The 26613-nt window shown below is 38.5% G+C and carries 25 protein-coding genes and 1 pseudogene; 22 read left to right on the top strand and 4 right to left on the bottom strand.

Translation table 11 applies throughout. The features are described from left to right. Nucleotides 1-8: 8 nt before the first annotated feature. Nucleotides 9-623 carry a hypothetical protein gene (locus LS68_RS05520; RefSeq protein WP_034372950.1) on the bottom strand — a complete coding sequence of 205 codons (615 nt, stop codon included), beginning with the start codon at nt 621-623 and terminating at the stop codon, nt 9-11. 213 nt (nt 624-836) lie between these two features. Here LS68_RS05520 and yedE point away from each other — a divergent pair, with 213 nt between their 5' ends. The 6 genes from yedE (at nt 837) to LS68_RS05490 (ending at nt 7074) form a co-directional block, all read left to right on the top strand. Then, complete coding sequence (gene yedE, locus LS68_RS05515; RefSeq protein WP_034372953.1) at nt 837-2054, top strand: selenium metabolism membrane protein YedE/FdhT; 1218 nt, start codon at nt 837-839, stop codon at nt 2052-2054. A 25-nt stretch (nt 2055-2079) separates the two neighbouring features. After that, entirely contained in the window at nt 2080-2307 is a 228-nt protein-coding gene (gene yedF, locus LS68_RS05510; protein ID WP_347232422.1) for a sulfurtransferase-like selenium metabolism protein YedF, read from the top strand. A gap of 143 nt (nt 2308-2450) precedes the next feature. Further along, a complete protein-coding gene (locus LS68_RS05505; protein WP_034372959.1) occupies nt 2451-3533 on the top strand; it encodes a hypothetical protein in 1083 nt (360 codons plus the stop codon). Between the two features lie 262 nt (nt 3534-3795). After that, nucleotides 3796-6003, top strand: a complete 2208-nt coding sequence (locus tag LS68_RS05500) for an NADP-dependent isocitrate dehydrogenase (protein ID WP_034372962.1) — start codon at nt 3796-3798, stop codon at nt 6001-6003. Nucleotides 6004-6164: 161 nt separating this feature from the next. Continuing rightward, entirely contained in the window at nt 6165-6437 is a 273-nt protein-coding gene (locus LS68_RS05495) for a hypothetical protein (protein ID WP_034372965.1), read from the top strand. Between the two features lie 10 nt (nt 6438-6447). Continuing rightward, entirely contained in the window at nt 6448-7074 is a 627-nt protein-coding gene (locus LS68_RS05490; RefSeq protein ID WP_034372968.1) for a class I SAM-dependent methyltransferase, read from the top strand. Nucleotides 7075-7111: 37 nt separating this feature from the next. Here the strand turns inward: LS68_RS05490 and LS68_RS05485 are convergent, their stop codons facing one another. The 3 genes from LS68_RS05485 to LS68_RS05475 all read right to left on the bottom strand — a co-directional run bounded on the left by LS68_RS05485 (nt 7112) and on the right by LS68_RS05475 (nt 10093). Continuing rightward, a complete protein-coding gene (locus tag LS68_RS05485) occupies nt 7112-8386 on the bottom strand; it encodes an MFS transporter (RefSeq protein WP_034372971.1) in 1275 nt (424 codons plus the stop codon). A 1-nt stretch (nt 8387) separates the two neighbouring features. Further along, nucleotides 8388-9296, bottom strand: a complete 909-nt coding sequence (locus LS68_RS05480; RefSeq protein ID WP_241993687.1) for an aldo/keto reductase — start codon at nt 9294-9296, stop codon at nt 8388-8390. Nucleotides 9297-9532: 236 nt separating this feature from the next. Continuing rightward, the gene (locus tag LS68_RS05475) at nt 9533-10093 is read right to left on the bottom strand and encodes a DUF6630 family protein (protein WP_052100485.1); all 561 of its coding nucleotides are present in this window, start codon (nt 10091-10093) and stop codon (nt 9533-9535) included. A 331-nt stretch (nt 10094-10424) separates the two neighbouring features. On the opposite strand from LS68_RS05475, the gene LS68_RS05470 reads away from it, so the two are divergent. The 16 genes and pseudogenes from LS68_RS05470 to LS68_RS05395 all read left to right on the top strand — a co-directional run bounded on the left by LS68_RS05470 (nt 10425) and on the right by LS68_RS05395 (nt 26539). After that, nucleotides 10425-11666, top strand: a complete 1242-nt coding sequence (locus LS68_RS05470; RefSeq protein WP_138091192.1) for an NAD(P)-dependent alcohol dehydrogenase — start codon at nt 10425-10427, stop codon at nt 11664-11666. Nucleotides 11667-11780: 114 nt separating this feature from the next. After that, nucleotides 11781-12761, top strand: coding sequence for an alpha/beta hydrolase (locus LS68_RS05465; protein WP_052100285.1), 981 nt, complete (start codon nt 11781-11783; stop codon nt 12759-12761). 12 nt (nt 12762-12773) lie between these two features. After that, a complete protein-coding gene (locus LS68_RS05460) occupies nt 12774-13172 on the top strand; it encodes a VOC family protein (protein ID WP_138091190.1) in 399 nt (132 codons plus the stop codon). 183 nt (nt 13173-13355) lie between these two features. Beyond that, nucleotides 13356-13937, top strand: coding sequence for an NAD(P)H-dependent oxidoreductase (locus LS68_RS05455; RefSeq protein ID WP_034371019.1), 582 nt, complete (start codon nt 13356-13358; stop codon nt 13935-13937). A gap of 194 nt (nt 13938-14131) precedes the next feature. Next, nucleotides 14132-14632 (top strand): cupin domain-containing protein, encoded by a 501-nt coding sequence (locus LS68_RS05450; protein WP_081950883.1) that lies wholly within the window; start codon nt 14132-14134, stop codon nt 14630-14632. Between the two features lie 256 nt (nt 14633-14888). Further along, a pseudogene (locus tag LS68_RS05445) lies at nt 14889-16079 on the top strand (glycosyltransferase family 8 protein); the annotation flags it as partial. Nucleotides 16080-16259: 180 nt separating this feature from the next. Continuing rightward, nucleotides 16260-16904, top strand: a complete 645-nt coding sequence (locus LS68_RS05440) for a sugar O-acetyltransferase (protein WP_081950984.1) — start codon at nt 16260-16262, stop codon at nt 16902-16904. Nucleotides 16905-17045: 141 nt separating this feature from the next. Then, nucleotides 17046-19130, top strand: coding sequence for an N-6 DNA methylase (locus LS68_RS05435; RefSeq protein WP_034373867.1), 2085 nt, complete (start codon nt 17046-17048; stop codon nt 19128-19130). Next, the gene (locus LS68_RS05430; protein WP_034373864.1) at nt 19127-20119 is read left to right on the top strand and encodes an ATP-binding protein; all 993 of its coding nucleotides are present in this window, start codon (nt 19127-19129) and stop codon (nt 20117-20119) included. The genes LS68_RS05435 and LS68_RS05430 overlap by 4 nt, the downstream gene beginning before the upstream one ends. Then, the gene (locus LS68_RS05425) at nt 20109-20807 is read left to right on the top strand and encodes a hypothetical protein (RefSeq protein WP_052100530.1); all 699 of its coding nucleotides are present in this window, start codon (nt 20109-20111) and stop codon (nt 20805-20807) included. Before LS68_RS05430 ends, LS68_RS05425 begins: the two co-directional genes overlap by 11 nt. 203 nt (nt 20808-21010) lie before the next feature. Continuing rightward, complete coding sequence (locus LS68_RS05420) at nt 21011-22435, top strand: restriction endonuclease subunit S (RefSeq protein WP_138091186.1); 1425 nt, start codon at nt 21011-21013, stop codon at nt 22433-22435. Between the two features lie 68 nt (nt 22436-22503). Further along, on the top strand, nt 22504-23280 hold the full coding sequence (locus tag LS68_RS05415; RefSeq protein WP_138091184.1) for a restriction endonuclease subunit S: 777 nt from the start codon (nt 22504-22506) through the stop codon (nt 23278-23280). Between the two features lie 338 nt (nt 23281-23618). Then, on the top strand, nt 23619-24380 hold the full coding sequence (locus LS68_RS05410; RefSeq protein ID WP_034369626.1) for a carboxymuconolactone decarboxylase family protein: 762 nt from the start codon (nt 23619-23621) through the stop codon (nt 24378-24380). Nucleotides 24381-24396: 16 nt separating this feature from the next. After that, nucleotides 24397-24876, top strand: a complete 480-nt coding sequence (locus LS68_RS05405) for a flavodoxin (protein WP_034369625.1) — start codon at nt 24397-24399, stop codon at nt 24874-24876. Nucleotides 24877-24904: 28 nt separating this feature from the next. Continuing rightward, complete coding sequence (locus LS68_RS05400) at nt 24905-25345, top strand: MerR family transcriptional regulator (RefSeq protein WP_052100152.1); 441 nt, start codon at nt 24905-24907, stop codon at nt 25343-25345. A gap of 27 nt (nt 25346-25372) precedes the next feature. Beyond that, nucleotides 25373-26539: an aldo/keto reductase gene (locus LS68_RS05395; RefSeq protein ID WP_081950877.1), complete on the top strand. Its 1167-nt coding sequence runs from the start codon at nt 25373-25375 to the stop codon at nt 26537-26539. The last annotated feature ends 74 nt before the right edge of the window (nt 26540-26613 follow it).

The following is a 26613-nucleotide window of genomic DNA, read 5'->3' as shown; positions in this document are numbered from 1 at the left end:
CTCAATCTTTATTGTTCGACATAATACGCACGCACAACAAATCCCCGCTTATAGGCTTGTTGCTGGCTTAATCCCTCAAAAACAGCTACATTGGGCATTTTTTTACCCACAACCCAAATCGCTTCTCTTGCACGAAAACTTGCCAAACCTTCTTGCTTAAGCTCTGGACTGAATCCACCATAAGGGAGATTATCCACGATACCAGAAACTTCAAATGCAACGATTTTATTGTCTTCTTTGGTGATGCTAAAGATTCCATCAATCAATTCATCTTGACAATTCTTAGGCATTCCCCATCGCCCGATTTTCATCGTATGACACGCAGCTACGATTTTTTCTTTAGGCTTGATAGAATAACGAAGTTTTGCAGGAAGACTATTTTGCTCATCTTTAAGGGCTTTTGTTTGAGCCTTAAGGAGTTTAATCTGCTCATCTTTAGAATCAATCTCTGATTGTTGCACGACATTTTTTTGATTTATCAAGGTAGATTCGATCTTTGCGCTGACTTCCTCAAGAGAAGAATGTGAAAACTCAACAATATAATAATACACCCCTCCCAAAGCTGCCAACAATACCAGAGCAAACAACATCAAGTATATTTTAGCTCTTGATTTTCTCTCCATTTGCGATCTCCTTATCTTCTATATTTTTCTAAAAAGAATGAGCAAAAAATATTCCACTCTAATAAGGTTGTAATTAAAACTTGCCTTAAGTATTTTTATCATAGAATATGCCCTCTTCAAACAAAGGCTTTAGGATAAAGCATCACATTAGACTTTATTAACTTCAATTATCTAGCAAGTCTAAATATCTTAATCATTGCAAGGAATCTTCGTATGTTTGATTCTTTTAAACAAAAATATTTGGTCAAATTTTGGTCTCCCATGCCTGCAATTATTGCATTGGGCGTGATGGCAGCTTATTATTTTGGTTTGACAGGGACTTATTGGGCGGTAACGGGCGAATTTACGCGCTGGGGCGGACATATTATGAATCTCTTAGGTGTGGATACAAGCACTTGGGGGTATTTCAAAATATTAGGACTACAAGGCACGCCTTTGGATAGGGTCGATGGTGTGATGATTATTGGAATGTTTGCGGGAGCATTTGCCGCAGCTGCAATGGCAAATAACATCAAATTTCGTCTGCCTCAAAGCAATATCAGAATCGCCCAAGCTCTTATCGGCGGAATCATTGCAGGTTTTGGAGCAAGAATCGGTATGGGTTGCAATCTCGCAAGCTTTTTTACCGGGATTCCACAATTTAGCTTGCACGCATGGTTTTTTACCATTATGACTTTGGTAGGTGTTTGGCTTGGGACAAAAGTCGTCTTTTTACCGATTTTTCGCTCGCATACGAAACTCATAAAAGTCGATACGCAAAAACAAATCACACACAATGGAAATAGAGCAAATATGCTTTTTATGCTCGGTATTTTGGTGCTTCTTGCTATTGCTGTGTGGGTGGGCTACCTTATGGCTTATGGCACGATTCCAGAGGGCAAGAAGATTCCCGTGTTGGCAATTGCTGTCGTGTTTGGCGTAGGGTTTGGATTCACAATCTCACGCGCACAAATCTGCTTCACTTCAGCCTTTAGAGATTTATTTATCACGGGACGCGGCTATATGGCACAAGCAGTGATTGTAGGAATGATGGTTTCAACTATTGGTGTTTTCAGCTATATTATGTTGGGAATGCCACCTAAGATTATGTGGGCTGCACCTAATGCAGTAATTGGTGGATTACTCTTTGGCTTTGGAATCGTGATTGCTGGAGGGTGCGAATGCGGTTGGATGTATCGCGCGGTAGAGGGACAAGTGCATTATTGGATTGTTGGGCTTGGAAATGTGATTGGCTCGACACTTCTAGCAGCGACTTGGGATTATTATGCCGAGCCACTTGCGACGAGCTTCCCCAGAATCAACCTTTTAGAATCTTTTGGCAATTATGGTGGATTGGTGGTAAGCTATGTCTTACTCTTTGGCTTTTTGGCGTTTGTCTTATGGATTGAGAGACGATATTTTGCCAAAAATAAACGATTTGAACGCGCATAAGGAGAAGAAAATGGAACTCAAGGAAATTATCCCAAACTTTAGACTAGACTTGCAAGGTGAGCCTTGCCCATATCCTGCAATTCGGACTTTAGAGGTTTTGCCTGAACTTAAAAAGGGCGAGATTCTCGAAGTATTAAGTGATTGCCCACAAAGCATTAATAATATCCCCATTGATGCGAGAAATCATGGCTATGAGGTTTTGGGTGTGGAGCAAATGGGAGCTACAATCCGCTATTTGATTAAGAAACCTTAAAGTAAAATTCTTTTCTCTTGATAGCATTACACTTGCTGTCAAGATTTCTTCATATTCTTAACGAGCAAGGCACAACCATCACATTAAAATAGTTTTGATATAATGAAAGATTCTTAAATTTTTTACAAAATCAAGGGGGATTAATGAAATATTTAAGCATCAAACATCTTTTAAAATATGCCTTATGCTTTTGCCTAGTATCTCCCTATCTTTATAGCAAAGATTTTAAATATCTCATTGTTACACCTCTTGCACCACAGAGCAAACTGCAATGCAAAATCCCAAACTTGAAAAATATACCCTCCAAAGATGCCGCTTTGCCTATCGTAATTCAAACGATTAAGGAACTTCAGGCAAACCCTACTAAAACACCGCCCAGCCTTTCTAAGCTTACTAAAATGTATGATAAATCTCCATCGGCAAACCTATTTATCCTCCAAATGCGCGGACAAATGATTGCTCAAAAAAATAAATCAATTATTTGTAAAGAATGTGAAAACTTATTTCGGAGGGATTTTGGCTTTTTAGAAAATCATCTTTTCAGCCTTAAACAAGCATCAAATCATGATAAAGCCAATGATACACTCTCCACCACCGAAGCGACCAAACATCTACGCGCTTTTAACGAACTTGATTCGTATGCAATTCTAGGGGAGAGTGCATTATGTCAAGGATTAAAAACCAAAAACGCAAATGATTTTATCAATGCCTACACTTACTTTGCTCTAAGTGGGTTAAATGTCCGAGCATTAAACGCACTTTATGAAGCCCTAAAACTTGAAAACAAAGAGGCAGCTTATCTGTTTTTATTTTTACTACAAAATGACATTTATATGCAAACCAATCCGCTTGGAGCGCAAATGCTAGAAGTTTTTATCACTCAAAATACACTTAAAGCGGCAATCAATAATAAAAGTATATTCAAAAATAATGCTGTGCTTGAATTTAATGGCAATCTGCTTGAGAATCTTGGCTATATTTTCTTGATTGATACGGGAATTGTCCTGCCTCCACAAGATTCTCGCTTTAGCCCTAACGATGAAGAATGGCTGATTGAAAATACTTCTCTGCACTTACAAGCTGTGCAAGACATCTTTAAACAAAGCTATAAACTTGCAGATTCTAAGGTCAAAAAACAAACTGATGAGAATCAAAAAATCATCAAAACATTGCGTTCTGTAAAAGATTATCCTTACTTTAATAGCCTTAAACTTCCAGAACGATAACCTTTAAGAATCTCTACGAATCATCAATAAAACATTGTTCAACAAATTATTACAGATTCTGTAAATTCTTCAATCAAACAAAACACAGAAAAACAATCAATCTTCAAGAATGTTACTATTATCACAATATCAATCAATAAAAGTTAAAAATTATTTTTCCAAATAAGGTTAAATATCATTATTTTGCTATACTTTACATTACCTAAGCCATCACATAAAGTATCTGCTTTTAAGTTGGCAAATCTTACTACAAAGGACACTTATGAATATCACTTATACCTTAACCGATGAATCCCCTGCTCTTGCGACTTACTCCTTTCTACCCATTGCGCGTGCATTCCTTAAACATGCTCAAATCAAAGTAGAAACTTCAGATATTTCGCTCTCCGCGCGAGTCCTAGCGCAATTCCCAGAATCTTTAAAGCCTGAACAACGTGTAGAAGATGCTTTAAGCCTTTTAGGTGATCTTGTCAAAAAAGCCGAAGCAAATTTGATTAAAACGCCTAACATTTCGGCATCTATCCCACAGCTTAAAGCGACTATCAAAGAATTGCAAGCAAAAGGTTATAATGTGCCTGACTTCCCTGATGAACCACAAAATGACCAAGAAAAAGCAATCAAAGAAAAATACCAAAAGGTGTTAGGTTCAGCTGTGAATCCCGTATTGCGACAAGGCAATTCGGACAGACGCTCCACAAAGGCTGTCAAGGAATATGCAAAAAAGAATCCTTACAGAGTCGTTCCCTTTAGCGCAGATTCTAAGACTATCGTCTCTTATATGAATGAAGGAGACTTTTTTGAAAACGAAAAAGCAGTTTTGATCCCTTCACCCACCACTGCCAAAATCGAATTTACCGATGAAAATGGCAAGACAACCACACTCAAAGAAAACTTAAAGCTCGAACAAAATGAAATTTTAGACGCGACATTTATGGATGTAGCAAAGCTTAGTGCATTTTATGAAGAACAAATCGCATTGTGCAAAAAGCAAGATATTCTTTTCTCATTACACCTCAAGGCAACAATGATGAAAGTCAGTGATCCTGTGCTTTTTGGCTATGCAGTCAAGGCGTTTTTTAAAGAGATTTTTGAAAAATATGGCGAAGAATTAAATCAACTTGGCGTGAATCCAAATAACGGCGTTTCCGAGCTTTTGAGTAAGATAGAATCTTCACCTAAAAAGAATGAGATTCTTAGCCTTTATCAAACAATCCTTTCGCAAGGAGCGAAAATTTCAATGGTTAATTCCGATAAAGGTATCACAAACTTACATGTGCCAAGTGATGTGATTGTCGATGCTTCAATGCCTGCAATGCTTAAAAATGGCGCAAAATTATGGGACAAGGACGGCAAAGAATGCGATACAAATGCAGTGATTCCTGATAAGACTTATGCGACTATCTATGAAGCTGTGATTGAAGATTTACATAAAAATGGCACACTTGAACCCAGCAAACTTGGAAGTGTTGCAAATGTCGGCTTAATGGCAAAAAAAGCACAAGAATATGGCTCACATGATAAAACTTTTATCGCGCCAAGCAAAGGGACTTTCAAAATCATCGATAGTGATAACAAAATACTTTTAGAACATAAAGTTTCCAAAGGCGATATTTATCGTGCTAATCAAGCAAAATACGATGCAGTATTAAATTGGATTGATTTAGGAATCGAACGAGCAGACTTGACGGGTAGCAAAGCAATTTTTTGGCTTGATAGCAAAAGAGCAAGCAATAAAATTATGATTGATTTAATCAATGCGCGACTTAAAGAAAAAGGTAAAAGCATTGAGATTCTCGCTCCTAAAGAAGCGTGCTTGAAATCCTTAGAGCTTATTCGTGCGGGCAAAGATGTGATTTCTATCACCGGAAATGTATTGCGTGATTATTTGACAGACCTATTCCCCATTTTAGAGCTTGGCACAAGTGCGAAAATGCTATCTGTCGTGCCAATGCTTAATGGTGGAGCAATGTTTGAAACAGGCGCGGGAGGAAGCGCACCAAAACAAGTCGAGCAGCTTGTCAGCGAAAATCACTTGCGTTGGGATAGTTTGGGCGAGTTTTTGGCTTTACAAGCAAGCCTTGAATTCTATGCACAAAGAAACAACAACACAAAAGCAAAAGTATTGGCTGATGCGCTTGATTCTGCGATTGGTGAATGGCTTAATAACAACAAAGCTCCTTCACGCAAAGTCAAAGAAGATGATAACCGCACTAGCCATTTCTATCTTGCAATGTATTTTGCTTCAGCTTTGGCAAAACAAAACACAGATACACAAATTGCAGGATTCTTTAAACCTATCGCACAAGAATTAGAATCTAATGAGTCAAAAATCCGCTCTGAATTTAATGACACTCAAGGCAATGCAGTTGATTTAGGGGGATATTATAAAATGGACGATGCAAAAGCAGAATCCATTATGCGCCCAAGTGCGACTTTTAACGCACTCATCGCCAAAATCGATAATATCTAATCCTTTCACCTTAAGCCTCTTTGTGAGGCTTAAAGCCCCTAATCTCACGCATTTTTATCTCTTACACCATACAGAATCTACAAAATCACGCGACTTAGTCAATATGATATTTATAAAGTCTATGTTATAGTTATAGTCTATTTTATTTTGAGGAGATATTTATGTTGAATAACCCTACTTTAGCTCAATATTCTGAAATGGTAAAAAATGAGCGCGCCTTTGTGCTAGAAACGATCAAAAAACATCAACCCAAAAAAATTTTAGAAATCGGCATTGCCGCGGGTGCAAATAGTGCTTTGATCTTAGATTATTTAGAATCTAACCAACTTTTGGATTCTACGATGCTTTATGCAATGGATTATAGTGAATATTACTACCGAGATCTTTGTAAGGAGGAATCTAACGGGGGGGGGGGCAATAACTTCTTGTCGTAAAAGCGGCTTCTTGGTTAATCAACTACTCCCACATCTCACCTCATACTATCATCTTTATACCGATGGATTTTGCGCCAATCACCTAGATAAAATCGGTGGCGATATTGATTTGTGCATCATTGATACCGTGCATGCTGCGCCGGGCGAGGCTATGGATTTTCTCATGGTGTTGCCTTATTTGAAGCCCAATGCAGTGATCATTCTCCATGACATTGCTTATCACACTTTTAGCCCAATACCCTTTGGCAAACACCGCAATATCTGCGCACTTTTGTTCTTTGCCCTTATAGGAGACAAGTGTATTCCCCCACAATACGAACCTTATGGGCATCTCTTCCAAAACATCGGCTCTTGCACATTAGACCCAAACCAAAACCAATATGTTGAGCTATATTTCCGACTCTTGCATTTACCTTGGACATATATACCCTCACAAAAAGACTTAGATGCTTTTATCAGTCATATTACTAAGCATTATGATAAGACATTTGTCGATGCTTTTGGTGAGATTCTCACTTTGCAAAAAAAATGGTTTGATCAAGAAGCAGCACAAAGACGCCCACAAAGAACTCCTATGCTCAAAAGATGGCAAAGAAGCATCAAAAAAAGAATAAACTTTGTGCGTGAGAGATTTTAGTTTAATAAAAGGACATTGCAGCTTTTGCCTCAAAGCCTCACGAAGAGGCTTCCCCTTCATATTGTCTGCCTAAAAAGACACCGAGCAAGCCCCAAATAAACGAGAGCGCAGCACCAACGAGCAACACACAAAGAATCCCGACACTTGCTAAGACACTTTCAAGCTGTGCAGAGAGCGCGTCTCCACCGCGATAAACCACCGTGTCAAGAAAGTTTTTAACCTTATATTTAGAATCTGCACTAAGCGGCACAAACAGCATTTCGCGCCCGGGTTTGACAAGCGCGTATTCGCCCACGCGGCGAATGCTCATTACCACCACCAAAGGCAAAAACGCGGGGTGAGTGAAGCTAAGAACGATAAAACCTAGAGCAATGATAAACCCTAAGCTGCTTAAAAGGCTTGTGATTCCAAAAAAACGCGCGATTTTTGCGGTGAGAAAAATTTGGATAAAAAGTGAGCTAAGTTGAACGATTAAGTCAATGTTTGCAAAAGCGGCAATTCTCTCCTCACGAGAAGCAAAAAGCTCGCGCACGATTCGTGCTTGTTCCATATAGAGAAATGTTGAAACACTTGTGAGCAAAAGGATAAATGCACACAGGGCTAAAAGATATTTGGAAGCAATGATGAGCTTGAAGCCCACAAAAGGATTTTTTGAGCCAATCACTCTATCAAAACGACTTAAAGATTCTTCGGTTTCAAAAGTTTTGAGTTCGCGTAAGATGAGATTTTTTAGTAAAATGGCAAATAGCAAAAGAGCGATTGAAAGAAAAACAAGGTTTGCCACACCCAAATGTGCAACCAAAAACCCAACACTGCTTGCCCCCGCAATGCTGCCCAAGCTTGCTCCTGCGGCGATGATTCCAAAAAGTCGATTGCTTGCTTCTTTGCTAAAAACATCAGCAATCAAGCTCCACGCGCTCGAAAAAGCAAATAGATTAAAAACACTAATCCAGACATAAAACACGCGCGCGAGCCAGATAAAATTTTGCGTGTGGGGTTCAAAGGATTGCATTAAAACATAAAAGCCTATAAGATTTAAAGCAAAAAAGATAAATACATAATCTGCATAGAATCTACGTTTAATCTTTCCGCTTAGCCACATTAAGCAGAGAGAAGCAAGAATGCAGACAATAAAAGTTGCTAAAAAGAGCCATTTAAGCTCGTCTTTGCCCCCTTCTAGCCCAAGTGCATCGCGCATTGGGCGCAAGATTGAGTATGAACCAAAGAGCATAAAAATAAAACTGCTTGATAAAATAAGGAGTTTAAATTCACCCTCTTTGAGGCTTAGAAGTTTATAGAATGTGGCTTTCATTCTAATAATTTGTCCAAGAAAATGAGCTTTTGTTGGTATCAAGCCCCATTAGAATCTTCTTATCTTGCTCACTTAGCGTGAAATCAAAAATATTGATATTCTCTTGCATACGTTGTTTTTTGGAGCTTTTGGGAATCACCCCGATTCCAAGCTCAACCAAAAAACGCAAAATCACTTGTGCTGGTGTTTTGTTGTATTTTTGTGCGATTGTTTTAAGCGTTGGATTATCAAAAATAGAATTTTTACCTGCGATAAAAGGACTCCATGATTGTAAGAGTGTGCCGTGCTTTTGCATTGCTTCTCGCAAAGGTTTTTGCTGCATCAATAAATGCGTCTCACATTGATTAATCGCTGGAATCACCTCACACGATTGCACAAAATCAAGATAGGCTTTCGCACCAAAATTTGAAATGCCGATGCTTTTTAGAATCCCTTGTTTATAAAATGATTCCATTGCCCGATACATTGCTTTTGCATGGGGATAGGGTGAATGGATAAGCAACAAATCAATCCTATCCATATTTAATGCTTTGAGTGATTTTTCAATCGATTTTTTTGTCGCATCTTCATTAGAAGAATCTAAAAGTTTAGTTTGGATAAAAAACTCTTCGCGTTTTAATCCACTTTCACGGATTGCCGCTCCTAGCTCGGATTCATTACCATACATCTGTGCGCTGTCAAAAAGACGATAGCCAATCTCAATAGCATCACTCATTGCTTTTTGTCCATTTGCACCAGTTAGCGTGTATGTCCCAAGTCCCAAAATTGGCATTTTTACACCATTATTAAGCGTAAGAAATTCCATTTTTACTCCTTGTGAATCTTTTGCGAATAAATGGCTTACCCCACCGCTAAATGCGAACAAACTCGCCATAGCAGAAGTTTTAAGAAAATCTCGGCGGTTTTGCATAATCACCCCTTTTACAAACTCAAATACGCAATTATAAAACCTAATACCTAGTGTTTGTCAAGAGGTAATCACCAAAAAGCACTAAAAGATAGATTCTCAAATAATAAGCCTATCGCATCGCATTATCATCTTTATAATGTGGTGCAGAAGCATTAAGAAAAGAGTTAATTTTGTGTGCGATAGATTCACTATTTAAATCGCTGATAGTGTGGCTTGGGCGAACTACACAAAATTACTTACAAATTACGCGCATAATCAATACTATATCCGCTCTGCTCTGCATATTTTTGTAGCTTTGCGAGTGAATCTAGCGCACATGGGAACATCACATAGCTATCGCTATCTATATCAATGCCACCCACGCACATTTGATACTCTGCCCACTTTTCATCAATAATAGCACACCATGTGCTAATGTCCCCTTCCTCATCAAACCAATCCTCTTCTAGCGGGAGTGTGTTATACCTTCTTCCATTTCGCCTTTCAAGAATATAGAAAGATCCATTCAAACCTCCAAGCTGAATCAAAAAATCTTCTAGCTCCTCTTTATATTTATAATCGCATTCATAGACATAGTTCCCTTCAAAAAGAACATCGACCATGCCTATCCACCGCACCTCACTTTCTTCATAATCATCAAAATTCTCCATACCTCTCCATTCGTATTCTCGATGTTCTTTAAAATATTTTTTCGTTTCACAGATGCACGCACTTATGTCTTTAAGAATCTCTTCATCATTATGTGATATTTCTGCTGCAAGCTTATAAATTGGGTGTTCTTGTGCGAGATTTGCCATATCCAACTCCTTATTTATAGATTCTAAAGCATAGATTATAGCATAACCGCCTTTTATCCACCAATGGCTTTTGGGCTTAAAGCTTGACAACCTATAATCTTTACTTTTCCCCCTTGACTGATAGCAACTCTCATCATTTATAATCCACCTTGATTTTTCAACAAAGAAGACGCGACAGCCAAAATGTGCTGCTTTTGGTGTGCGTCAAAGCTTTGGAATCAACAAGCCCGCACCGCGCTAAAGCACTCATACAAGGGCAATAGAAAGATTCTCTTGACAAATACTAGGTATCAGGTTTTATAATTTTGTTTTCACTTTTAAAGGAGCAAATATGCAAAACGAACATAACAAAACGCGCAGAGAGTTTTTGCTAACCTCTGCAAAAATCGCCGGTGGTGCGGCTGCTTTGGGCTTTGGGGCAAACCTATTTGCCCAAAATGCGAGCAATGCAAACGCGGCAAACACCGCAACAAGCACACCCTTTGGGCTACAAGAAGCCCTCAAAGGCGAGGAGATTCCAAGCGTGGGCTATGCCGCGCACTCTAAAGACTGGAAGTTTAAACCTTTTCAATTCACCCGCCACCCGCTGGGCGCAAATGATGTGCTTTTGCAGATTCTCTATGCGGGCATCTGCCATAGCGACCTGCACAGCGTAAGCGGCGACCACCACCCGCCCACCTATCCCATTGTCCCCGGGCATGAGATTTTGGGCAAAGTCGTTGCGGTGGGCAAAAATGTAAGCAAGTTTAAGGTTGGCGATTACGCCGGTGTGGGGTGTATGGTCAATAGTTGTGGCGAATGCGAAGCGTGCAAAGCAAGCAAAGAGCAGTATTGCACAAATAGCAAAACCATCTACACCTATAATAGCAAAGATGTCTTCCATGGCGGTGCAAACACCTATGGCGGGTATTCTAATAACATCGTGCTAAGCGAAAAATTTGCGATTAAAGTCCCCAAAAATGCCGAGCTTGAAAAGGTCGCGCCGCTTCTTTGCGCGGGGATTACCACCTATTCGCCTATTATGTTCTCAAGAGTCAAAAAAGGCGATAAAGTTGCAGTCGCCGGTCTTGGGGGCTTGGGGCATATGGCGTTGCAATATATGGCAAAGCTTGGCGCAGAGGTAACATGCTTTGATATTGTCGATAAAAAAGATGCGTGCTTAGCGCTTGGTGCAAAAGAGTTTGTGAATGTCAAAAGCCCACGATTTAGCGAGTTTGCTAACACTTTTGACTTTATCATTAGCACGATTCCTTATCATTATGATGTGAATGCGTATCATAAAATGCTCAAATTCGGCGGTGAAATGGCGATTGTGGGGCTTCCTGCAAGCAAAGACAAACCAAAGCTTGATTTTGATGCGTTTGTGTGGAATTTTCAAAACAAAAAGCTTTACCCTAGCGTGATTGGCGGGATTAAAGAAACGCAAGAAATGCTAGATTTTAGCGTGAAAAACAGAATCTACCCAAAAGTGCAAATCATTCCAATCAATCAGCTTGATGAAGCATATAAGGTTGTCGCGGCGGGCAAGGCGGACTTTCGCTTTGTAATTGATATGAGCAGCCTCAAAGTGTAGATTCTTAGGCACAGAAGTTTAAAGCAAGGAGAAACCATGCAAAACACATTTGGCAAACTTTTTTCAACACTTTTAGGCATAAGCCTAGTAATTTTATTCTTAGGAGGGTGCGATATGGCACAAGCAAACAAAACAAGCAAAACCGACAAATGGGACAAAGTCTTTGCACAAAGCGAAGCGGTAGAGGTGCAAAAGGTGCGCTTTAAAAATCGCTATGGAATCACGCTCGTAGGCGACCTTTATACGCCCAAAAACACAGACAAAGCCGCCAAGCTCCCCGCAATCGCAATCGCAGGACCTTTTGGCGCGGTTAAAGAACAAGCAAGCGGGTTTTATGCCCAAACCCTAGCAAAAAGGGGCTTTATCACCCTTGCGTTTGACCCATCTTACACGGGCGAGAGCAGCGGCGAACCCCGCAATGTCGCCTCGCCCGACATCAACACCGAAGACTTTAGCGCAGCGGTGGATTATCTAAGCAACCTCGCGGGAGTGGATTCTCATAAAATCGCGATTTTGGGCATTTGTGGCTTTGGGGGCTTTGCGCTAAACGCCGCGGCAATGGATACGCGTATCAAGGCGACGATTGCCTCGACAATGTATGATATGACGCGTGTGAATGCGCGGGGATATTTTGACGCAATGGACGCAAAGGCGCGGCAAAAACTCAAAGAGAGCCTCAACGCACAGCGCACACAGGATTTTAAGAGTGGCACTTACGCGCCACAAGGCGGGTTACCCGAGAAGCTTAGTGGTGATGAGCCGCAGTTTATCAAGGATTATTTTGATTATTACAAAACTCCACGCGGGTTTCATAAACGCGCGATTAACTCTAATGGTGCGTGGAATCTCACCTCATCTTTATCGCTGATAAATATGCCAATTCTCGCATATAGCGATGAGATTCAAAGTGCGGTGTTGGTGATTCATGGCGAAAAAGCGCATAGTAGATATTTTAGCGAGGACGCTTACAAGAAGCTCAAAGGCGAGAATAAAGAATTGCTGATTATCAAAGATGCAAATCATGTAGATTTGTATGATAATGCGAGTAAAATTCCCTTTGATAAAATCGTGCAGTTTTTGGGTGAGAATCTTTAATAGGAGTGTTAAATGATAGTCGCGATTGACCATATTGTGCTGCTTACAAACAACCTAGAAAAATGCCTCGCGTTTTATCGGGATATTCTTGAATGCGAGGTAAGAGAGCAAAATGGACGCTATGCGATTTGCTTTGGCAACCAAAAAATCAATATCCACCAGCATTTTGGCGAGTTTCAACCCGCCGCGAGTAAGCCATGTGATGGCGCGTTGGACTTTTGCCTGCTCGCAAAGGGCGATATTCACGCGATTAAGCGCAAGATTGAATCAAAAGGTGTGAAGCTTGAAGCGGGTGTCGTGCAAAGAACGGGTGCGCGGGCAAAACTTGATTCTATCTATCTTAAAGACCCCGATGGCAATTTGGTAGAAATCGCTGTGGAGAGGGAGGAAGATGCACAAACGATGCGCTAAAGATTCTAAGACCAAAAACACAAAAGGAGCAAAATGCACAAGTCAGATTCTAAAAATCGCCGCGAGTTTTTAAAAACTTCGGCAAAAATGGTCAGTTTAGCAGGGCTAGGGATTGCAAGTGGAGGTTTTGGAATCTCGCTTGCAAATGCACAAGATTCAATCAAAAAACACAAAGGAGCAAAGATGAAAATTTACCTACTCAATGGCGCAAAAGAGTTTGGAAACTCTAAGGGCAGGCTTAATACAACCTTGCACGAACTCGCAAAAGAAACACTAAGCAAGCTAGGACACGAAACCAAAGAAGTCATCATTGACAAAGGTTATGATGTGCAAGAAGAAGTGCAAAATCTCAAATGGGCAGATTCTATCATTCATCAATTCCCCGCTTGGTGGATGTGCGAACCTTGGATTGTCAAAAAATACATCGATGAAGTGTATTTGGCAAGTCATGGTGTGCTTTTTAATGATGATGGCAGGACTAGAAAAGACCCAAGCAAGAAATATGGCAGCGGTGGTTTGGCACAAAACAAAAGCTATATGCTTTGTAGCACTTGGAACGCCCCGCTTGAAGCTTTTAGTGATAAAACGCAGTTTTTGGGCATTGGAATCGATGGTGTGTTTGCGCATTTGCACAAGGCACATGAGTTTTGCGGCATGCAAAAGTTGCCTAGCTTTATGTGTAATGATGTAGTAAAAAACCCGCAAGTAGAGCGGTATTTGGCAGAATATGAAGCGCATTTGAAAAAGATGTTTGGGAATGCGTGATTGAGGCAATATGAGCCTATCATTGCGAGTAAATAAATGAGTGTGGCAATATGGTTGATTGCCACGTTCTCAAAGCCTCTCGCAATGACAGATAAGACATTTTAAGATTCTCCATTTGTCATTGCGAGCTTACGCGAAGCAATCAACAAGAGCAGAATCTAAGAGGAAAAATTCTAAAACACAAAGGAGAACCAATGAAAAAAATCATGAGTTTGGCATTAGTCGCAACATTAGGTTGCTTAGCAACAATGAACGCAAAGGAGGCAAAAATGCAAGAGCAAGAAGTCGTAAAAAATGGTAGCTTAGGAGGCTTTAAGGGAGATTCTAAAATCTTTAGCGGCGAGGTGAATGTCAAAATGCTATTCAAAAGCGATACCTACCGCCCTTTTGGCGGAGCTGAGGTTACCTTTAGCCCCCGCGCCAGAACCGCGTGGCACACACACCCAGCGGGGCAAACACTGATTGTTACCAAAGGAACGATTTACACCGGCACAAAAAGCGGAGTTACGCAGATTGCCAAACCCGGCGATGTCGTGCTTTGCCCACCTGATATTGAACATTGGCATGGTGCAGGGTTTAAAGAGAGTGGCTCGCATATCGCTTTGACACACGAAAAAAATGGCAAAAATGTTACTTGGCTAGAACTGCTAAGTGATGAGGAATATGAAAAATTTGTTCAAGAAGCCAAAAAGTAACCTAAATCCTAGCATCTTTGTCCTTAAGCAGAATCTATATAGGTCTAAAATCTCTTTAACAAGATTCAATAATAGAGAGCTTGTCATATTCAAGATAGATTAAAAATTATTTTTGAGATATAATACATTCTTTATAAATTTTAGTATATTTAGAAGATTATTTTGATGTGGAGCTTATAAGCATGAAAAATATAGAAAATAATTATACCCCCCCCCCCCCCCGAAGTTTAAAGACAAGGTTGCCCTAGTCTTTGGTGTTGATGAGAGATATATTGCTTATTTGGCAGTAGCATTAGAATCCCTCAAAACACACACGCATACAAGTTGCTATGATATTATTATTTTAGAAATTCACCTAAGCGAAGAACAAAAGCGCACAATCCTCACTCACTACACAAACGACAAAATATCTATCCGATTTCTTAACCTAGAGCGTGAAATCTCTCTCCATAGGCAGACTTCCTACACTACCACTTATTTAAGCAGTGCAATGTATCTGCGATTCTTTATCCCTAAAATATTGCACCAATACCAAAGGGCAATTTATTGCGATAGTGATGTGATATTTTGCGCAGACATTGCTAGTTTGTATGATGTTGATTTGGGGGATAATCTATTAGGAGTAGTTAAAGACACAGGAGTGCAAGTATTTCATCATCTTAATGATCATTTCGTCTCCTATGCACAAAATACACTTTGTCTCAAAAATAGCCAAAACTACTTCCAAAGCGGTCTTTTGGTCTTCAATATTCCACAATGTCTTAAAGAAAATCTGTGTGAACAATGCCTAGAGACACTTGCTCACCTTGAATCTCCCATTTACCCCGATCAAGATGTTTTAAACATTGTCGCGGAGGGGAAAGTTGCATTTTTACAAGGGTGTTGGAGTGTGGAAAATCATATTTTGGTTTATGAATATTTCTTATCAAATCTTCCCGCACAAGAGTTGGAACTTTACAAACAAGATTTAGCAAGTGTCAAAATATTGCAATATGCTGGAGATATGAAGCCTTGGAGTTATCCTGATACTCCTAATGCTACGCTTTGGTGGTCGTATGCACGAAATTCACCCTTTTATGAATCTATCATCTACCAAAACACTGTCCGAGTCGTTCCAAAGATTGGAGCAGAACTTAGAGTGAAAAACACTTTGAGCTACTCTTTAGGTAACGCCATAATCAGAGCTAAAAACCCTTTGAAAGTCATTATCTTGCCTTTGACTTTAATCAAGGTTTATTGCGCATACAAGCTAAGAAAAAAGCTTTATAAGATGCTCACAAAACTTGATAGCTCTTACACCTTACCACCATTAGAATCTTATGCAGACTTTGACAAATCGCAGAAACTCAAAGAGAGTTTAACCTATCAATTAGGTGATACACTTATCAAGCATCCTTTGACATTCCCTTTTCTCGCTCCTAAAATCTACCGAACATACAAAGAATAAAATCCATATAAGCATATTGCTAATTTTCAGGTCTTTTTATTCAAAATTATTCACACCAACGAAGCAAAATTTATCCGCTTTTAGCGTGGATTCTAATATCAATGCTCAATTCTTGACAGAGAGTAGGTCTAATGTTTTATAATTCAAACCACTAAACAACCCAGCTAAAGGAGCAACCAAATGAAAAAAGAATCCAAAAGCAATAAAAAGAAACTCATCACCAAACTTTCAGCGCGTAGCACACCCGCACCAACAACGAATCGCGATATTTTTACACGCGATTTAGAAGGCGAGCTTGTCGATATGAACGACCCAGAATGCGAAAAGATTTTAGCGGTGATTCGTGAGACGATTAAGCTTACCCATAAGTTTAATTCGGGCGCACACAGCCCCAAAAAATCGCGCAAACTTTTTAGCAAAATCATTGGGCAAAAGCTTGATGATAAGTCGTGGATTATCCCACCTTTTTATGTAGATTTTGGGAAAAATATCCGCGTGGGCAAAAACTTTTTTATGAATCAGGCTTGCACATTTATGGACAGAGGGGGAATCACAATTGGTGATGATGTGTTTATTGCGCCCAAAGTATGCCTTACGACCATTAACCATGACTTTGACCCTTATAATCGTCAGGCAACTTTTTGTAAGCCCATTGTAATTGGTAATCGCGTGTGGATTGGGATTAATGTAACCATTTGCCCGGGTGTAACAATTGGTGATAATGCGATTATCGCAGCGGGTTCGGTGGTTACTAAAGATGTGCCAGAAAATGCGATAGTTGGGGGCAACCCCGCAAGGGTGCTAAAGATGTTGGAGTTTGAGTAGAATCCACTATGTAAAGAAAATATTGAGAAGCCCTAAGTTGGCACAATTTTCTCCTTAAAGCAGAAATCCTACATGGAAAGAAGCGAATTTTAAAGGGGCTTTTGTTACGCTTTTAAAAACATTTTGCATTGGGGAGAAAAAATGCTATTACAAGAAATCTTGAAAAATTCCAATTATAAGCTTGATTTGTTTAGTGCAGATTCTATAATGCAACTAGAATCCAAAATCACCACAAAAGAAAGTAAAAGTGGCATAAGTTATTATGTGCTATGCCTCATACGCGATAAAGAAATTAAACTCACCCCCGAAGAAATCGTTCGCCAACTTTATTTAGATAAGCTCATCAATGAATACCAATATCCTAAATCACGAATCCAAGTAGAATATTCTGTTCATTTTGGGCGCGAGGTGAAAAGGGCAGATATTGTGGTAATGGACAAACTCCAAATCACTTCAGCTTATATTATCATAGAAGTTAAAAAGCCAAAGCTCAAAGAAGGCAAAGAGCAGCTTAAAAGCTATTGTAATGCCACAGGTGCGACAATGGCAGTATGGAGCAATGGTAACCAAATTAGCTATTACCACCGCAAAGACCCCAATTATTTTGAATCTATCCCTAATATCCCTACAAGCGATAAAAGCCTTAAAGATATTTTAAATGAGCCTTTTACCTTTGATGACTTGATAAAAACAGATATTTTAACGATACAAAAAAGAAGCCTAAGAGATATTATTACAGAAATGGAAGATGAAGTTTTGGCAAATGCTGGAGTTGATGTGTTTGAAGAAGTCTTCAAGCTCATTTTTATCAAGCTTTATGATGAGTTAGAAGGGGCAAGGGACAAAACGCGCAATCTTGATTTTAAAAACTATGGTGAATCAGATTCGGAACTCAAAGTAAAAATAGAAAAACTTTTTAATAAAGCAAAGAAAAAATGGGAGGGCGTGTTTAATGAAGACGAAAAAATTAAACTTTCCCCCTCACATTTAAGCGTTTGTGTTGGTTCATTAGAAAAAATCAAGCTTTTTAACTCAAATTTAGAAGTCATTGATGATGCGTTTGAATACCTTGTCAATAAATCCGCAAAAGGTGAAAAAGGACAATATTTTACCCCGCGTTATGTGATAGATATGTGCGTAAAAATGCTTAATCCCACAAAAGAAGAAACCATGATAGACACTGCAAGTGGTAGCTGCGGATTCCCTATCCATACTTGCTTTTATGTATGGAAGCAAATCTATAAAGAAAAAGGCATTGAAGCAAGCCACCTTTTCACAGCGGAGAAAAAAATCCCAGAATGTGAAGATTATGTCAAAGAAAAAATCTTTGGCGTAGATTTTGATGAGCGAAGCGTGCGAGTTTCCAAAATGCTAAATCTCATCGCAGGTGATGGGCATACGAATGTGCTTTATCTTAACTCTATTGATTATGAGCGTTGGGAAGAATGGGTAAAAGATGAGAATTGGAATGATGTCTATAATGAGGGTTTTAAGAAACTCAAAAAACTAAGGGTAAATAAAAATGAAAATCGCGATTTTAGTTTTGATATTTTAATGGCAAATCCACCTTTTGCAGGAGATATTAAAGAAAGCAGAATTCTAAGCAGATATGAACTAAGCAAAAATGCCAATGGTAAGCTACAAAGCAAAGTAGGACGCGATATTTTATTTATTGAGCGCAACTTAGATATGTTAAAACCCGGTGGGCGTATGGCTATTGTGCTTCCACAGGGGAGATTCAATAACTCTAGCGATAAATATATCAGGGAGTTTATCGCGGATAAGGCTAGAATCCTAGCTGTTGTAGGACTGCATGGCAATGTCTTCAAGCCTCACACAGGCACAAAAACTTCTGTGCTATTTTTGCAAAAATGGGGAGGCGAAGATGAAAATGGTCAAGAGCTTTGCCCAAAATGTGAAGATTACAACATTTTCTTTGCAACAATGAGTGAGCCTAGCAAGGATAATTCAGGGGAAAAGATTTATTATCCGCTTTTAGATTCTCATGGGCATTTGGTTGTTAGGCATGATTTATTTCACCCACATCTTGAGGGTGAAGAGCCTATCAAACAATCAAATGAAAGCCAAGAATCTTTCAATGAAAGAATGTGCGAATACCAAAAGCGATATGAAACATACAAAGACTTGCAACGAGATGGAATCACAGAAGCCTTTATAGAATTTGCCAAAGCAGAAAATTTGAGCTTTTGGAGAGAGCGGGAATGACAGAACGAGAATTTTTAGAATTAATTGAGTGCGAATTATCAACACAAAGACTAAAACATAGAGAAAATTCTAGGCTTGAGTATAAAGCCAATTTTAATAAAGCAGATTACGCGCTCTATGCCAAAACTCTAGCTGCTTTTTCAAACAATCAAGGAGGTAGTATTATTTTTGGAATCCAAGATAAACCTAGAAAACCTATTGGAATGACAAATGAGAATTTTAAAGATTTTGACAACAAAGATTTTAGCGAATTTTTGAACCAACATTTTGCTCCAGAAATACAATTTGAAACTTCTAATTTTACTTACCAGAAGAAAGATTTTGGTGTTATACAAGTTTTAGAATCTGATAACAAGCCTATCATATGTATAAAAAATGGAGGTAAAAAACAAGAGCTTATAGAGGGTGATATTTATTATAGATATAGCGGAAGAACGCAAAAAATCAAACACCCTGAACTTAAAAATATTATAGATAAAAATTTAGAAATTGAGCGTCAAAAATGGAGAGAACACATAGAAAATATAGCGAAAATAGGAGTAAAAAATGTAAAAATGTTAGATTTGTTGCGAGGAAAAATTGATATAGGAAATGGAAAAAGTATAGTTATTGACAAAGAATTATTAAAAAATCTTAACTTGATTAAAGAGGGAAAGTTTGTAGAAAAAGACGGAGCACCGACATTAAAACTCATAGGCACAATAGAGAATGGTGAGATTGTAGCACCAAATTTGAATTTGGATAAAGATTTCTTTACTACAAAAGAACTATTGGAAAAATTAGGCTTAACTATATCTCACCACTATTTCAGGGGAATTTTAGCTGAATACTCTATCATACAAAAAGAAACAAAATATTTTCAACAAAAGAAAAATCAAAAGTATTATAGTAGATTATGTTTAGAGTTTTTGCAGCAACAAAAACTAACAAATGACCGAGTAAAAGAACTTTGCAAAAAACATAATATTTGGCGTAAAAATGCAAAATAATCTCAATCAAACCCCACAAGATAAATCCCCACACCTTGAAGATTCCTTGCAAATCAGCCTTTTCTCCCAAAGTCGCCTAAGGGGCTATACTAGCACACAAGAGCATGAAGAAAACCTAGCTTTAATAGCCTCTATCGCTCATAAAATAGGCATTATAGAGATTATCTTGCGCAACATTATAGATTCTATCCTTTCGCAAAACAACGCAAATTGGCTAGAATCCTTGCCACAAGAGATAATCCAAGAGTTAAAGCCCTCCCCAGAGATAAGACATACCGCAAGTAAAGACAAAATCATCTCTTCGCAGAATCTCGGCTTTTGGATTAAGGTTATAGAGCATTACAAGATTCATAATCAAATCCTAAATATTAATTTTTTGGATACTATGGATTTCAAAAAATATTTTGTGAAAAATAAAAATACTTTCAAAACGAAGCACAACAGATTGTTACGACACCACAAAGTTAAAGCAATTTTAGAGCTTTTAAGGCTCATACGCAATCGCTCTTTTCACTTTGAGAATCTCTATAAAATCGTAGGCAATGACTATCCAAGACTAAATGTCAAAATCACAAACAAATACAAAGAAAGCATTTATATCGCCATACACCCAAGTAAAATTAAAGATTTTCTTGATGATTTATTAGCAAGTTTTCATAAGGATTTGGTGTTTTATGCAGAAAAATAAAAGGTGGCGGAAAAGGATCCGCCTTGAAAGAATGAGCATTATATATGCAGAATCTTAAATTTTAGCTTAGTTTATAAAGGAAAGTGATGAAGATAAATATAAATTAGAAATGGTGGCAAGTGCCACCTAGAAAGAAATGTAATCATAGCAAAGATTCCGCATATTTTTGCTTAAAATTTTATTAAATATTAGGAGTGCTATTAATGAATCCAAACCAAACCTTGCAAGATAAATTCCCGCATTTGGAAGTGAGTGTGCAGTCTTTTAGTAAAGTATCACAACATCTCATTTTAGGCTCAGAGTTTAATAGTAATGCAAGAGAAAATGCACTTCGGGCTATTAATTCAGAAGATAAGGTAAATGAGTATTTTGATTTAATTAGCTCCACTATTTCATCAATAGATAAACCCGCACTTATCTATGATTTAACCCACTCATTAGGAAATTTTCTACACGATACAGAATTAATAGAATGTGATTTAGGTAGTAATAAAAAGGAAGTTATACACAATGATTTTATTATTTCAAGACTTCGTTCGTATTTACAAGAAATGGCAGTTGTTCAAGAAAAGCAATACAGGCAATTGGTTTCCACAGAATATTTAGTTTATCGTCCTAAGACGAATCTTTTATCCTCAAATACGCTAATGATTTTTGCTTTAAGTAGTTATGTGCAAATAATCCTAAGTCATAGTCAATACGGAACTGAACACCCTAGATTCTATGAATTTGTTTTTAACGAAATGCCACTACCAAAAATCCTCTTTGAATTAAATAAAGATATGGATTCTACAATGAAACAAGCTTATATGCTTTTAGAGCAAAGCAAGACATTATACAAAGAAGCAGAGGATTTACTCTATACCGAATTGGGACTTAATCCGGCTAATCCAATGCAAAGCATTTTAGAATCTCAGGGCAACAATATAAACTACACCATTGCTACACTCAAAGAATCTTTCCTCAAAACTGGTAGGCTGGATAGCGAATATTACCAAAGTAAATACGATATAATGGAGAATCTAATTAAGGCTAAAGGCTTTAAAACCCTAGATGAAATCTGCTCTTTAATCAACTATGGCTCTGTGCCTACAAGCCCATATAGCGAAAATGGCGAGGGAGTGCCTTATATTAAAGGCTTAAATCTTAAGAATTTGCAAATTGATGAAAATAAGCTTGATAGAATCACAAATACCGATGATTTGGATTCTAAATTTTTTACCAAAGAAAATGATATTATCATCTCACAAATGGGGACGGTTGGTGATGTAGGGGTTGTCTCAAAAGAGCAAGAAAACTGCATTTTTGCTTCCTTTACTATTAGAATAAGGCTTAAAAACACACAAGAATTTAATCCTTACTTTGTGGCTGCGTATATCCAACATATTGCTAAAGAATGGTATTTGTATAGGCATATTGCACAAGCAAGCGTTAGGCAAAATACAGATTTACCAACAATTAGAAATTTATATGTGCCTTTGGTAGATAGAAATATACAAGAAAAAATCGCCGCTCATATTCAAAAAAGCTTCGCATTACGCAAAGAGGCAAAAAATCTTCTACAAGTTGCCAAAGTAAAAGTAGAGGAAGCTATTAAAATAGGGGGGGGGGGCAATATGTCCTTATAAGTGAAATCTTTAGAATCTACTACCCGCAAATCAAAGCCAAACTTAGAGAATCAAAACGAGAATATCGTTTGGGCGAATGGATGTTATATGAAGAACTCGTATTTTGTAATACAGAATCTCAAAGCGCAAATGAAATCGCACAAAAGCATTTCAATGCCAACACCCAACCCATAAATTACACGATTAAAACTTTAAAAGAATCTTTCCTAAAAACTAGTAGATTAGATTCTGAATATTATCAAACCAAATATGAACAAAATGAATATTTGATAAAATCTAAACACTATGCAAGATTGGGAGATTTGGTAGAAATCAAAAAATCCATAGAACCCGGTAGTGAAGCATACAGAGAAAGCGGAATCCCTTTTATTCGTGTGAGTAATCTTAGCCATTTTGGAATCAATCAAAGTGAAATCTATTTAGATTCGGCAGATTTTAATGAAGAAGAATTAAAAAACTTATATCCGAAAAAAGATATGATTTTATTAAGCAAAGATGGGAGTATAGGGCTTGCTTATTGTTTAGAAAAAGATTTAGAATGTATCACAAGCGGGGCGATTTTGCATTTGCAGATAAAAGACAAAAACCTTATTTTGTCGCAATATTTAACTTTAATTCTCAACTCCCTTACAACCAAGCTTCAAGCAGAGCGGGATAGTGGAGGTTCGATTATTGCACATTGGAAGCTTGATGAGATTAAAAATGTGCTTATCCCAATCCTTAATAAACAGATTCAACAAACCATAGAATCTAAAATCATTCAAAGCTTTGCTCTACGAACAGAAGCAAAGATATTGCTAGAAAAGGCTAAAGCAAAAGTAGAAGAGGCAATTAGAAAATCATAATTTTTATTTTTATCAATTCAAGTCTCTTGACTGATACTAACTCTCATATTTTATAATTTCATTTTTACTTCTATGCAAGGAGTCATGCGATTTGTATGACGATGGATTTATTATTCTAAGGCAAAGCCTAAGATTCTAAACCAAAAGGAGAAATAATGAAAACAGAATCGCAAAGTCTAGATTCTAAAACCCGCCGCGAGTTTTTAAAAACTTCGGTAAAAATTGGGGGCTTAGTTGGCTTAGGCGGGCTTGGAATCTCGCTTAGTGCATGCAAAGATTCTCATACCCAAAGCGCAATAGAATCAAACCACACCCCCAAACTCACACAAGGAGACACAATGAACCTCACAGAAAACGCAAAACAAAACTTTGAAACCCTTTTTGGTGTTTCGCCCGCTCAAAGCGATTTGGCAAAAACCGACCCCGAGTTTTTTAGTAATTATGTCAATTTCACCTTTGATGAAGTCATAGCAGATTCTAAGCTAGAACTACAAGAACGACTACTGATAATCCTTGCTTCACTCGTGGCAATCCCTGCTTTAAGTGAATACAAGACGATTCTAAATGCCGCGCTTAAAAATGGTGTTTCGCCCATAGCGATTAAAGAGATACTCTACCAAGCGACACCTTATGTCGGAATGGGCAAGAGCATTGACTTTATCACCGCAACCAATGAGATTTTTAAAGCACATCACATCACCTTGCCCCTAGAAGCCCAAAGCACCACCACGCGAGAAAACCGCCAAGAAAAAGGCTTAGAGACCCAAAGAGAGCTTTTTGGCGAAGCGATTGACAAAGGCAATGCAAACACACCCAAAGACTATCAGCATATCCGCAGATTCTTATCAGCAAATTGCTTTGGTGATTATTACACGCGCACAGGTTTAGAGCTGCAATTCCGCGAACTCTTAACTTTTGTGTATATCCTCTCAATGGGTGGGGCAGATTCTCAAGTCAAAGCCCATGTCGCGGGGAATATTAGAATTGGCAATGATAGAGCAAAACTTATCGCTGTGGTTACCGCGCTTGTGCCATATATTGGCTACCCAAGAAGCCTTAATGCGTTAAGTGCGATTGATGCGATTGCGCCGCTAAGTTAAGCTAAAAGGAGAGAGAATGAAAGCTTTAGTCGCGTTTTTTAGCGCAAGTGGTATCACCAAAGAAGTTGCGCAAAAGATTGCAGAGATTACAGAATCTCAAATCTATGAGATTGTGCCACAAGAGCCATACAGCAAAGCCGATTTGGATTGGACAAACGAACAAAGCCGCACGAGCATAGAAATGCGCGATAAATCCTCGCGCCCAAAAATTGCAAATCCTGTTGATATTGGCAATTGTGAAATTATCTTTGTGGGTTTTCCAATATGGTGGTACACCGCGCCGCATATTATCAATACTTTCTTAGAATCGCATGATTTTAGCGGCAAAATCATCATTCCATTTTGCACAAGTGGCGGGAGTGAATTGGGTAATGCACCAAAAGATATGCAACGCTCTGCTCCTAATGCGATTTTTAAACAAGGCAGACTAATGCACTTTGGCGAGAGCAAAGCAAGTCTTAAAAAATGGCTTGATAGTTTAGGATTAGAAGTGTAGATTGATATAAATTTGACAAGGAGGAACAATGGCTTGGACGATTAAAGAAGTCTCAAAACAAACCGGAATCTCACCACATACTTTGCGATTCTGGGCGAAAGTCGGGCTTTTTGAAACCTTTATTGACAGAGATGAAAATGGGGTGAAATATTTTGATAAAAGAGGTGTGGAGCTGATTGCGTGGATTGCTTGTTTGCGCGATACAGGAATGAGCCTCAAAGATACCAAAAAATATATGAAACTGATTGCTCAAGGCAGGAAAAGTGCAAATGAGCGCAAAGAAATGCTACTCAAACAAACCGCGATTCTTAAACAACAGCTCACAAACATTCATCAAAGCATTGAAAAGCTTGAACATAAAATTAGCATTTATGATGAGATGATTGCCACAGGCAAAGAAATGAAACTCTGTGGTGTAGAGGAGAGAAAAAAGCAAAAGAAAGCCAAAAAAATAACATACAAAACTTAGACTTTAAACTAATTTCAAGGAGAAAAAATGACAAACCAAACGCGTAGAGAATTTTTGCAAAATTCAAGCAAATTCATTGGTGCTTTGGCACTTTTTAGCAGCGGGATTGGCACACTAAACGCACAATCGATTACCCAAAACAAAGGAGAAATCATGCAAGATTCTAAAACCTTACCCACAGAATCGCTTACACGCACACTTGGCAAAAGCGGGATAAAAGTCTCGAGCATTGGGCTAGGTTGTATGGGAATGAGCGCAAATCATGGACCCGCAAGAGACAAAAAAGAGATGATAAAACTCTTGCAAAAAGCGGTGGATTTGGGCTATACATTTTTTGATACTGCCGAAGTCTATGGACCCCACACCAACGAAGAATTGCTTGGCGAAGCACTAAAACCCTATAAAGACAAAGTCATCATCAATACAAAGTTTGGATTCTATTATCCTTTTGGCAAACAACAGCTTGATTCGAGCAGAAAATCTATTATTCGTGCGGTTGATGGCAGCTTAAGACGATTGCAAAGAGATTGTATCGACCTCTATACGCAACATCGGGTAGATATTGATACACCCATAGAAGAAGTTGCCCAGACGATGCAAATGCTTGTCAAAGAAGGCAAGATTAAAGCGTGGGCATTGGGCGAAGCAGGAGTTAAGACAATCCAAAAAGCGCACAAAGTCTTTGCACCTGTGGCAATGCAAAGTCAATATTCTATGGCTTTTCGTGAGTTAGAAAATAATGGCATTATGGACACATGCGAAAAATTGGGCATTACGATTATCGCATATAGCCCACTTGATAGGGGGTTTTTGGGTGGAAGTTTTGATAAAAATACCACCTTTCACCCTACCCTTGACTTTCGTGCGTCTATGCCGCGCTACACCAAAGAAGCCCTAGAAGAAAATCAAAAAGTCATAGACTTTATTAAAGATGTTGCAAAAAATAAGAGCATTAATGGCAAACCCGCAAGTGTTGCGCAAGTTGCTTTAGCGTGGATACTCTCAAACAAAAGTTTTGTTGTGCCAATCCCCGAAACAACCAAGATTCACCGCTTAGAAGAGAATCTTAATGCGCGTTTATTGCACTTTAGCCAAGAAGAGCTTAAAGAGATAAATACACAACTCAATAAGCTTGTTATTGTGGGTGAAAGATATGCGCCCGGAAGCGATGCAGCAAAAAGTGTGGGGTTATAAGGATTCGTCTCGTAAGCACCATTTGAAAGATTTATGAATTTTATAGGAGGCACGACCGCTAAAAGGCTTTTATT

The sequence above is a fragment of the Helicobacter sp. MIT 05-5293 genome (assembly GCF_000765665.2).
In the GTDB taxonomy this organism is placed as follows: Bacteria; Campylobacterota; Campylobacteria; order Campylobacterales; family Helicobacteraceae; genus Helicobacter_C.
This window is presented reverse-complemented; position numbering and strand designations above follow the sequence as displayed.

Bases quoted from the DNA above. Each gene is read 5' to 3' on its own strand.
- LS68_RS05435 (WP_034373867.1), top strand. From the start codon at position 17,046: ATGCTATTACAAGAAATCTTGAAAAATTCCAATTATAAGCTTGATTTG.
- LS68_RS05405 (WP_034369625.1), top strand. From the start codon at position 24,397: ATGAAAGCTTTAGTCGCGTTTTTTAGCGCAAGTGGTATCACCAAAGAA.
- LS68_RS05485 (WP_034372971.1), bottom strand. From the start codon at position 8,386: ATGAAAGCCACATTCTATAAACTTCTAAGCCTCAAAGAGGGTGAATTT.
- LS68_RS05400 (WP_052100152.1), top strand. From the start codon at position 24,905: ATGGCTTGGACGATTAAAGAAGTCTCAAAACAAACCGGAATCTCACCA.
- LS68_RS05395 (WP_081950877.1), top strand. From the start codon at position 25,373: ATGACAAACCAAACGCGTAGAGAATTTTTGCAAAATTCAAGCAAATTC.
- LS68_RS05495 (WP_034372965.1), top strand. From the start codon at position 6,165: ATGTTGAATAACCCTACTTTAGCTCAATATTCTGAAATGGTAAAAAAT.
- LS68_RS05500 (WP_034372962.1), top strand. From the start codon at position 3,796: ATGAATATCACTTATACCTTAACCGATGAATCCCCTGCTCTTGCGACT.
- LS68_RS05470 (WP_138091192.1), top strand. From the start codon at position 10,425: ATGCAAAACGAACATAACAAAACGCGCAGAGAGTTTTTGCTAACCTCT.
- LS68_RS05465 (WP_052100285.1), top strand. From the start codon at position 11,781: ATGGCACAAGCAAACAAAACAAGCAAAACCGACAAATGGGACAAAGTC.
- LS68_RS05475 (WP_052100485.1), bottom strand. From the start codon at position 10,093: ATGGCAAATCTCGCACAAGAACACCCAATTTATAAGCTTGCAGCAGAA.
- LS68_RS05520 (WP_034372950.1), bottom strand. From the start codon at position 623: ATGGAGAGAAAATCAAGAGCTAAAATATACTTGATGTTGTTTGCTCTG.
- LS68_RS05440 (WP_081950984.1), top strand. From the start codon at position 16,260: ATGAAAAAAGAATCCAAAAGCAATAAAAAGAAACTCATCACCAAACTT.
- LS68_RS05460 (WP_138091190.1), top strand. From the start codon at position 12,774: ATGATAGTCGCGATTGACCATATTGTGCTGCTTACAAACAACCTAGAA.
- LS68_RS05430 (WP_034373864.1), top strand. From the start codon at position 19,127: ATGACAGAACGAGAATTTTTAGAATTAATTGAGTGCGAATTATCAACA.
- LS68_RS05455 (WP_034371019.1), top strand. From the start codon at position 13,356: ATGAAAATTTACCTACTCAATGGCGCAAAAGAGTTTGGAAACTCTAAG.
- yedE (WP_034372953.1), top strand. From the start codon at position 837: ATGTTTGATTCTTTTAAACAAAAATATTTGGTCAAATTTTGGTCTCCC.
- LS68_RS05420 (WP_138091186.1), top strand. From the start codon at position 21,011: ATGAATCCAAACCAAACCTTGCAAGATAAATTCCCGCATTTGGAAGTG.
- LS68_RS05480 (WP_241993687.1), bottom strand. From the start codon at position 9,296: ATGCAAAACCGCCGAGATTTTCTTAAAACTTCTGCTATGGCGAGTTTG.
- LS68_RS05505 (WP_034372959.1), top strand. From the start codon at position 2,451: ATGAAATATTTAAGCATCAAACATCTTTTAAAATATGCCTTATGCTTT.
- LS68_RS05450 (WP_081950883.1), top strand. From the start codon at position 14,132: ATGAAAAAAATCATGAGTTTGGCATTAGTCGCAACATTAGGTTGCTTA.
- LS68_RS05410 (WP_034369626.1), top strand. From the start codon at position 23,619: ATGAACCTCACAGAAAACGCAAAACAAAACTTTGAAACCCTTTTTGGT.
- LS68_RS05425 (WP_052100530.1), top strand. From the start codon at position 20,109: ATGCAAAATAATCTCAATCAAACCCCACAAGATAAATCCCCACACCTT.